Here is a 9,266-nt window from a genome sequence, read left to right as displayed (position 1 = left end):
ACGAAAAATTTGCAATCTGCAAAATTTTCAAAAAATCTTACCGCTTGTTAATTTGTGTAGATGAGTAATTTTTAGCAAAATAGGGCTACGCAAACGTTTTCTTTTTTTGTAAAATAGGAGAGCTTTAAGCTTTTAAGGGTTTTTATGGTTGATTTAATTATTATCGGGATCATTGCGTTTTCTGTACTGGTAAGTTTATGGCGAGGGTTTACGAATGAGGCGTTATCGCTCCTTGGTTGGGTAATTGCTTTTTTTGTAGCAAGTTCGTTTTACCCTTATCTAAGTAGTTATTTTACTCAGATAAATTCAGTTTATCTGCAAAATTCAGAATTTTTACGCAATGGTTTAGCAGCAGCCATTTTATTCATTTTAACGTTAATTGTATGTGGCGTAATTAACGGTTTATTAGGCAAGGTGATTGATTTAAGCGGTTTGTCTATTACCGACCGTATTTTAGGCGGTGCTTTTGGAGCATTACGCGGCATTTTAATTGTTTCGGCAATTTTATTTTTCTTAGATACTTTCACGCAAGCAAGCCAAACGGAATTATGGAAATCATCATTATTAATTCCACATTTTGACTTTATTGTGAAATGGTTCTTTGAACAGTTACAAACAAATTCTACTTTTCTAAACTCGACTAAATAAAGAGGTTTTTCTATATGTGCGGCATTGTCGGTATTATTGGGAACTCACCTGTCAATCAGGCGATTTATGATGGCTTAACATTATTACAACACCGAGGACAAGATGCTGCAGGTATCGTTACCATAGACGACGAAAATCGTTTCCGCTTACGCAAAGCGAACGGTTTAGTGAGTGATGTGTTCCAGCAAGAACATATGCTACGCTTACAAGGTAATGTGGGGATTGGACACGTTCGTTATCCAACGGCTGGGAGTTCAAGTGTATCAGAGGCTCAACCTTTCTATGTAAATTCACCGTTTGGGATTACGCTTGTACATAATGGTAACTTAACGAATAACGCGGAGTTAAAAGAGCGTTTGTTTAACGAAGCTCGTCGCCACGTTAATACCAATTCAGATTCAGAATCTCTTCTTAATATTTTTGCTTATTTTCTCGATCTGTATTCTACCCGGCATTTAAGCCCGGAGAATATTTTTGAAACAGTACGCAAAACCAATGATAGCATCCGTGGAGCTTATGCTTGTATTGCAATGATTATCGGGCACGGTATGGTGGCATTTCGTGATCCGTTCGGTATCCGCCCGCTAGTTTTAGGCAAGCGTGAAGTTGAAGGCAAAACAGAATATATGTTTGCTTCAGAAAGTGTTGCATTAGATGTGGTGGGTTTTGAGTTTGTACGAGATGTATTGCCAGGAGAAGCTATCTATATTACCTTTGAGGGCGAATTACATTCCCAAATTTGTGCGGATAATCCGAAACTCAACCCTTGTATTTTTGAATACGTTTACTTCGCTCGCCCCGACTCTGTTATTGATGGTGTTTCTGTTTATGCAGCTCGTGTGCATATGGGCGAATTACTCGGTGAGAAGATCAAACGTGAATGGGGGCGTATTGTTGATGATATTGATGTCGTTATTCCGATTCCGGAAACCTCAAACGATATTGCCGTGCGTATTGCTAACGTATTGTACAAACCTTATCGTCAAGGTTTTGTGAAAAACCGCTATGTGGCTCGTACCTTTATTATGCCTGGGCAAGCACAGCGTAAAAGCTCGGTTCGCCGTAAGCTGAATGCGATTGCCTCAGAATTTAAAGGCAAAAGTGTACTATTAGTTGATGATTCTATTGTGCGAGGCACAACTTCTGAGCAGATTGTGGAAATGGCAAGAGCTGCTGGTGCAAAACGTGTTTATTTTGCCTCAGCTGCACCGGAAATTCGTTATCCAAATGTTTATGGTATTGATATGCCGACCTGTGAAGAGCTAGTGGCTTATGATCGTTCAGTGGAAGAAGTCGCGGATATGATTGGTGTAGATAAATTGATTTTCCAAGATTTAGATGCTCTTTATAAATCAATTCAAATAGAAAACCCAACCATTCATAACTTTGATGATTCTGTATTTACAGGTGAATATATCACAGGCGATATTGATAAATGATATTTAGATGCCATTGCGAAATCCCGCAATGATAAAGCTAAGGCAAAAGCGGCAAAGCAAGCCACAAACTTAGAAATTCATAACGAAAGCTAAAAAGAAAACTCGCAGCTAAAACTGCGAGTTTTTTGCTATTGCTTTTTCTTCTGTTCTGCTAAAGCATTTTGCATACGCTGATGCATTTCTTGATAAGTAGGTTTAAAAGCATCACATTTTTCTTGATCTACATTTGCCTTTTGGTGATTGAACCTATTATGTTGCTGATGAAAATATTCCATTGATGCTTTGTCATTTTGCATAGTAAGAAAATTTTCTCTCCCCAATAAGTCATTTAACACCCTTTGCTCAAAATATTGCATCGTTAAATGTTCCGCTACATTCCAATTATCATAAATTTTCTGATAATCAGATTTAGCTAGATCAGGATAAATACATTGCTCAATATTATTTAGCTGACGAATTAAAATTTTTACGTCCAGTTCGGAAATTTTGTATTTCGGCTCATTGTAAGCGGTCGAATTTTCCAAATTATTTGCAAATGCAAAAGATGAACTAAATAAGAGAACTATTAATGCTTTTTTTAACATACTACCAACTTAAATTAGTTTAGTACCCAAACACGACCGTAGTGCTTCATTAAGCCTGCAACGTGTCCTGCTTTATCGCCAATACCTTGATATAAATCGAAGTGATGACCTTTCACCGCACCTCCCACATCAAGGGCAACCATTAAACGCATTTCGTGTTTGCCTGTCCAATTTCCGTTATTATCAATCAGTGGCATTTCAACCAATAACACACTACCGGAAGGCACAATGCTGCGATCTGATGCTACAGAAGCTAATGGCACTAACGGCACACCTGCTGAGCCTTTTACTTTGCCGTAAGGATCATTTTGGAAGAATACATAAGATGGATTACGCTCTAGCAAGCCCTGAACGCGGCTAGGATTACGAGCTCCCCACTCACGAATAGCTTGAACTGACATTTTCTCTTTCGGAATTTCGCCATCTTCCACTAATAAACGCCCAACGCTTGCATATTTGAACCCATTTTGTCCTGCATAAGCGAAATAATTTAAACGACCATCGCCAAAATCAACATAGCCACTACCTTGAACCCCTAACAGGAAGTTATCAAGCATTGAATTACTATAAGCTAATTCTAAGCCTTGACCTTGCAATGCTCCTGCATAAATTTCAGCTCGAGAAAAACGCTTATTCGATGGCATTGCATAAATTGGGTGCTGATATTGCCCTTGTGGAGTGCGACGAGCTTTAATTACAGGCGAGTAATAACCTGTCATTAATACATTTTGATAACCATCTTCGCCACGCATTAAACGTGTACTAATACCATATTTCGCCAGATCATTAATATTTGCCCCCGATGAAATCCAACGGCTCACTTTACCATAAGCTAACGAATGGATATTGGCGAGGCTGCTATAAGTGCGAACATTAGAAAGCTGTTGTAAAAAATCGTTCTGATTAACAGGGGTAGCATTTAAACTTAAACGACCGCTTTGAAAATGCGTACCATAAGGCATAAACTGACGACCGTTATATTTCGCCCCAAATTTTGCTTTATCGGCATCATAAGAGGTTGAACCACTTTTTTTGCTTGGTGTAGAAGAACAACCTACTAAAATACCGGCAACTAAAGCTACAGTTGTCGCAGCAATTGACTTTTTATATGCTTTCCAATTCATCGAAAATCCTTTCATCGTTAATAAAATGTGAAAAATGAAGCATAGCAAAAATGCTATTAAAATAAAACAAGCATATGGCTTGTTTATATTTAAATCAATAAGCGGATTTTTATACTATTTCTGTTTTAAATTAAATCACTTGGCGTCATTTTTTATGATTTCACTTGTCATAATGACAAATTGATATATTATGTATCCATCAGACGCGGGGTGGAGCAGCTTGGTAGCTCGTCGGGCTCATAACCCGAAGGTCGTTGGTTCAAATCCAGCCCCCGCAACCAAATTTTCAGCCCTTGATTTTATCAAGGGCTTTTCTTTTGCAAAAAATAAGTGAAAATCCACCGCTTGTTTCCATTAAATACTTCCTCTCTTTCTTATTTCTCGCTACACTGAAGCAATCTTCCCTAAAATTTTTTTGGATTATGAGCAATATTTTAACTGTTACCCAACTTAACTATTCTGTCCGTCATTTGCTTGAAATGGAACTCAACCAAGTTTGGCTGACCGGTGAAATTTCTAATTTCAGCCAACCGGTTTCAGGGCATTGGTATCTCACCTTAAAAGATGATAAAGCCCAAGTACGTGCAGCAATGTTTAAGATGAAAAATGCGAGAGTAAATTTTCGTCCGCAAAATGGTATGCAAGTGCTGGTAAGAGCAAGTGTAACTCTGTATGAACCAAGAGGCGATTACCAGATCATTCTTGAAAGTATGCAATTAGCAGGGGAAGGACTATTACAGCAACAGTTTGAGCAGCTTAAAACAAAATTAGCGGCTCAAGGTTTATTTGCTCAAGAACATAAGAAACCTATTCCACAATTTGTAAAAAAGGTTGGAGTTATTACTTCATCAAGCGGAGCAGCGTTGCAAGATATTCTCCATATTTTACAACGCCGAGATCCAAGCCTAGAAGTGGTGATTTACCCAACGTTAGTTCAAGGTAAGGAAGCCACACAAGATATTGTCAATACAATAGAACTTGCCAATTGCCGCAATGAATGTGATGTGCTGATTGTTGGACGGGGCGGTGGTTCGTTAGAGGATTTATGGTGTTTTAACGAAGAAGCCGTTGCTTATGCCATTTATCATTCCAACATTCCGATCATCAGTGCAGTAGGGCACGAGACAGATGTAACTATTGCTGATTTTATTGCTGACTTGCGAGCTCCAACCCCTTCAGCAGCGGCGGAATTGGTAAGTCGTGATCAAAACGAGCTAAAACGCCAATTACAACACCAATTTGATAAAGTCAATTTAGCCTTTGACCGACTTTGGACAGCCAAAATGACTCGCTTCCAACAACTTCATTTACGCCTAAATGCTCAACACCCAATGAAGCATATTCAAGCACGCCAACAACAATTTGACTATATTGAATATAGGCTTGAACAGGCGGTTTATAAATTGCTCTCAGAGAAAACACAGCAAACGAAAGAACTCAATTTACGTTTAATCAATCAGCACCCACAAAAGCAGATAGAACGTCAAAGCCAGCGATTAGCTCAAATCGAACAAAAACTACACTGGCAAATAATGCAAAAACTAAACAAAAAACAGCAACAGTGGAAAAATGTGGTTCAGCGTTTTGAGCGAAATCCGCTACCTTACCAAGTTAATCAACAACAAACGGTACTGGCAAAATTTTCTCAACGCTTGAATTATGCAATGGAAAAAACGATGCTCAAAGAGCAACAACATTTCCAAGAACTTTGTACTAAATTGGAAGGGCTAAGCCCATTGAAAATTCTCACTCGTGGTTACTCAATTACGCAAACAGAGGCGGGAAAAATGCTCACTTCAAGCAGTGATATCAAGTCTGGAGAGATGATCATTACACAGCTAAAAATAGGAAAAATAAGAAGTCAAGTAGTGGATTTTTTGTAGGGGAATTTTTGAACGCCATCTATTTTGAAAATTAATTATATGAAAATCAGTAGGTTAAATATTTATAAACAGGGTTGTACACTTACTTATCCACAGATGATGTGCATAACTATTTTTGTAAAGATGACTTGAGTGCTGAATTTTAAATCAACCGATTTTAAAGGTGTTTTTTACGCTTGCACAAGCGGTCATATTTTTCTATAATCTCGCAAAATTTAAGCCAGTGTGGCGAAATCGGTAGACGCAGCGGATTCAAAATCTTATGCGTAAACTGATAGGACATACAGGCGATTGAATAAAAAGCACTCTTAGCCTGAGTGATGAAATTGGTAGACATGACGGATTCAAAATCCGTTGGTGAATAACCGTGTCGGTTCGAGTCCGACCTCAGGCACCATTTGAATCACACTTGTAGTTTCTCTCTTTCAAATAATCAATTCAAATACACTGTATTAATGGCCAATACTCCTTAACCCTTGTTAAGAGAGTAAATTATGAAACCATTACAAAACGGTACAAACAAACCTTTTACCATTACTATTGCTTCAACTAAAGGTGGCTCTGCTAAGAGTACGAATGCCGCTAACATTGGTGCATTCTGTGCAGAACACGGTCTAAGAACCCTTCTTATTGATACCGATACCCAACCCACATTAAGCTCTTATTATGAGTTGGAATATCAAGCTCCCGGTGGAACTTACGAATTTCTGCATTTTAAAGATGTAGATCCTACCCACATTATTTCTAGAACGACTATCCCAAATCTTGACTTGATCCAGTCTAATGACCCGTCAAATAAAATCAGCCCAATGCTGAGAGACTCGCCTGACGGTGCATTACGTTTTAGTTTATTGCTCCAGAAAATTGAAGGTTACGATGTCATCATTATTGACACTCGCGGTACCAGAGATATTACTGTCGATATGTCAGTATTGGCTGCGGATGTTCTATTCTGTCCTATTCTTCCCCACATTTTATCTGCTAAGGAGTTTATTCGTGGCACGATTGGAATGTATCAAGACCTCGAAACCTTTACGGCATTTGGCTTTACACTACCACCGCTGAAAGCAATGATTAACTGTGTTGACCATACCAAGGATGTCAAATTGGTTTCTGATTATCTTCACACACTCTTTAAAAATGAGTTTGATGAGAGTAAAACATTGCTGGAATTTTCAGTCCCCGATCGTGTGGCATACCGTGAAGCAGCGACTTTTTCTAAACCTGTTTACCGTCAAAGCCAAGCTGAATATGAAACCATTCGCCAGCTTTGTGGATTATTGATGCCACAGTTTGCTCAATCACATTTTTCTGAGTAGTTGGAGTTATTTATGGCTAACCAAAATAAACCAACTCCTCATCTCTATTCTGCCGAGGCTGAAGCTGCCGTTATCGGAGGATTGATATTAGATAACAGCCTATTTGACGAAGTCATTGGCAAAATAAATTCGGCAGATTTTCATTTTGGCGTTCATCAAGTTTTATTCAAAGGCATTGCTGATTTAATTGAAGCGGGACAACCTGCCGATATCCTCACATTGGACGCATATTTCAAACAGAAAAATCTTTTGAAAGAAATTGGTGGTTTTGCCTATCTTGCAGAAGTGTCGAAAAATACACCTTCTGCAGCCAATGTCGGTGCTTATGCTGATGTGGTTCTGTTACACAGTAAACACCGGCAACTTTTAAAGCTGGGCCAGTTTATTGTCGTTCAGACACAGACTGCGAAAACACCGGAAAAACTTGAATCGGTGATTGATGAAATAGAGAAACAAATTACTGAATTTAGTCTGTCAGACAATACTAAATCTGCGGCAGATTTAAGTGATATTTTTGCCAATATGCTCTCTCGTATGGAACTCTCGGCTAAAAATGGCGATCCTGTGACAGGTACTCCAACGGGTATTCAAGGTATTGACGAAGCGACAACAGGTGGGCAGCCGGGCGATTTAATCGTGATTGGTGCTCGCCCTTCTATGGGAAAAACCGCATTTTCTCAAACTATTGCCTACCATACACTTGAAAAATTCGAGTCGGCTCCTGTGTTCTATCACAGTATGGAAATGCCAGCAGATCAGATTTTACAACGTTTTCTAGCTATGCGTGCCAGAGTGGGATTGCAAAATATTAGACAGGCAGACAGTTTGGATGATGAGGAATGGTCAAAACTAACCTCAGCAATGGGCTATATCCTAGAACATTGGAAAAATCGTTTAGTTATTGATGATGAAGGTAGTCTCACGCCTCAAAAATTACGCACTAAAGTTCGACAAAATGCTCGTAAATATGGCAAGCCAGCCGCAATTTTCATTGATTACATTCAGTTAATGCAAACCTCTCAACGCTATGAAAATCGCAATTTAGAGATTGCTAACATCTCTCGTTCTCTCAAATTACTGGCAAAAGAGATGGATTGCCCAGTCTATGCTCTCTCTCAGCTTAACCGTTCTTTGGAACAACGTGCAAATAAACGCCCGATTAACTCCGATTTACGGGAATCAGGTTCTCTTGAACAGGATGCCGATGTCATTTTATTCATCTATCGAGATGAAATTTATGATACGGATTCCCCCTTTAAAGGTACCGCAGAAATCATTATCGGCAAGCAGAGAAATGGACCACTTACTTCTGTAATGACCAATTTTAGAAGTGAATTTGCTTTATTTGAAAACCGAACAAACACAACGCATTAGGATAGATTATGACAAAAGATGAAAAAAGACTGGCAGCGATAGCGAAAGGATTAAACGTTTCACCTATTTCGAATACTGCTCCATCCTATCAAACAGCAACGCCAACACATTATAGTAGCGATATTGAATATATTACGGTGACGCTGGATAAATTACGTCCGTATGAGCATAACCCTCGGAAAACCCGTAACCCTAACTTTGAGATGATCAAAGAGTCTATTCGTCGTCGGGGGTTAGATCATAAGCCGAATATCACCCGTCGTCCGGGAGAAGATTTTTATATTATCGCTGACGGCGGTAATACTCGTATTCAGGCTCTCAAAGAGTTATTTACCGAAACCAAAGACCCTAAATTTTGGTCCATCAGCTGTCAATATAAACCTTGGCAAGGTGAGACCGCTGACAGTGTTGAAGCGGAACTCAATTTGCTTATCGGGCATTTGATTGAAAATGATACCCGTGCGGACTTGTCATTTATTGAAAAAGCCCTTGGTATTTTACAGGCTAAGGAATATTACGAAAAAAAATTGGATAAATCACTTTCAGCAAGGGAATTATCCTCTGAATTAGAAAATGATGGCTACATCATTTCATTTTCGTTAATTACAAAAATGGAGAGATGCGTACTTTATCTATATCCTTATATTCCTGATGTACTATTCAAAGGTCTTGGCCATACTCAGATTGATAAATTATTGGCTATTCGAGGTAATGCCGAGGAAGTCTGGGCAAATTATCAATTTGAGACAGATATTACTTTTGATTCATTATGGTCTGATAATTTATCTAAATTCAATGAAGCAACACCATTCCAAACAAAAGAATTTCAAAGTGAATTAATCTCCGGAATGGTTGATGCTCTGGATGGTAAGATAAGTTTTGAAGCTCTGTATTT

The 9,266-nt window shown here is 38.8% G+C and carries 7 protein-coding genes, 2 tRNA genes and 1 pseudogene; 8 read left to right on the top strand and 2 right to left on the bottom strand.

What is annotated here, in order from left to right; all coding sequences use genetic code 11:
- Window positions 1-144: 144 nt before the first annotated feature.
- Window positions 145-648: a CvpA family protein gene (locus ACJHV0_RS09290; protein ID WP_483134012.1), complete on the top strand. Its 504-nt coding sequence runs from the start codon at window positions 145-147 to the stop codon at window positions 646-648.
- A gap of 14 nt (window positions 649-662) precedes the next feature.
- Window positions 663-2,180 (top strand): annotated as a pseudogene (purF, locus tag ACJHV0_RS09285) (amidophosphoribosyltransferase).
- Between the two features lie 35 nt (window positions 2,181-2,215).
- Here the strand turns inward: purF and ACJHV0_RS09280 are convergent.
- Entirely contained in the window at window positions 2,216-2,671 is a 456-nt protein-coding gene (locus ACJHV0_RS09280; protein WP_025235796.1) for a DUF5358 family protein, read from the bottom strand.
- Between the two features lie 14 nt (window positions 2,672-2,685).
- Entirely contained in the window at window positions 2,686-3,795 is a 1,110-nt protein-coding gene (gene mltA, locus ACJHV0_RS09275; RefSeq protein ID WP_283386031.1) for a murein transglycosylase A, read from the bottom strand.
- A 204-nt stretch (window positions 3,796-3,999) separates the two neighbouring features.
- Between mltA and ACJHV0_RS09270 the strand changes: the two genes are divergently transcribed.
- The 6 genes from ACJHV0_RS09270 to ACJHV0_RS09245 all read left to right on the top strand — a co-directional run.
- Window positions 4,000-4,076, top strand: a tRNA-Met gene (locus ACJHV0_RS09270).
- 141 nt (window positions 4,077-4,217) lie between these two features.
- Window positions 4,218-5,678: an exodeoxyribonuclease VII large subunit gene (gene xseA, locus ACJHV0_RS09265; protein ID WP_483134011.1), complete on the top strand. Its 1,461-nt coding sequence runs from the start codon at window positions 4,218-4,220 to the stop codon at window positions 5,676-5,678.
- Between the two features lie 311 nt (window positions 5,679-5,989).
- Window positions 5,990-6,075 (top strand) — tRNA-Leu (locus tag ACJHV0_RS09260).
- 97 nt (window positions 6,076-6,172) lie between these two features.
- A complete protein-coding gene (locus ACJHV0_RS09255) occupies window positions 6,173-6,997 on the top strand; it encodes a ParA family protein (RefSeq protein WP_006248850.1) in 825 nt (274 codons plus the stop codon).
- A gap of 12 nt (window positions 6,998-7,009) precedes the next feature.
- A complete protein-coding gene (gene dnaB / locus ACJHV0_RS09250; protein WP_006248851.1) occupies window positions 7,010-8,371 on the top strand; it encodes a replicative DNA helicase in 1,362 nt (453 codons plus the stop codon).
- Window positions 8,372-8,379: 8 nt separating this feature from the next.
- Window positions 8,380-9,266 (top strand): ParB family protein (locus ACJHV0_RS09245; RefSeq protein ID WP_483134010.1); only part of this gene is annotated, 887 nt, incomplete at its 3' end.

Source organism: Mannheimia sp., from assembly GCF_056854775.1.
This window is presented reverse-complemented; position numbering and strand designations above follow the sequence as displayed.

What these genes read in the sequence shown, in the direction of transcription:
- ACJHV0_RS09290 (WP_483134012.1), top strand. Translation starts at nt 145, where the DNA reads ATGGTTGATTTAATTATTATCGGGATCATTGCGTTTTCTGTACTGGTA.
- ACJHV0_RS09280 (WP_025235796.1), bottom strand. Translation starts at nt 2,671, where the DNA reads ATGTTAAAAAAAGCATTAATAGTTCTCTTATTTAGTTCATCTTTTGCA.
- mltA (WP_283386031.1), bottom strand. Translation starts at nt 3,795, where the DNA reads ATGAATTGGAAAGCATATAAAAAGTCAATTGCTGCGACAACTGTAGCT.
- xseA (WP_483134011.1), top strand. Translation starts at nt 4,218, where the DNA reads ATGAGCAATATTTTAACTGTTACCCAACTTAACTATTCTGTCCGTCAT.
- ACJHV0_RS09255 (WP_006248850.1), top strand. Translation starts at nt 6,173, where the DNA reads ATGAAACCATTACAAAACGGTACAAACAAACCTTTTACCATTACTATT.
- dnaB (WP_006248851.1), top strand. Translation starts at nt 7,010, where the DNA reads ATGGCTAACCAAAATAAACCAACTCCTCATCTCTATTCTGCCGAGGCT.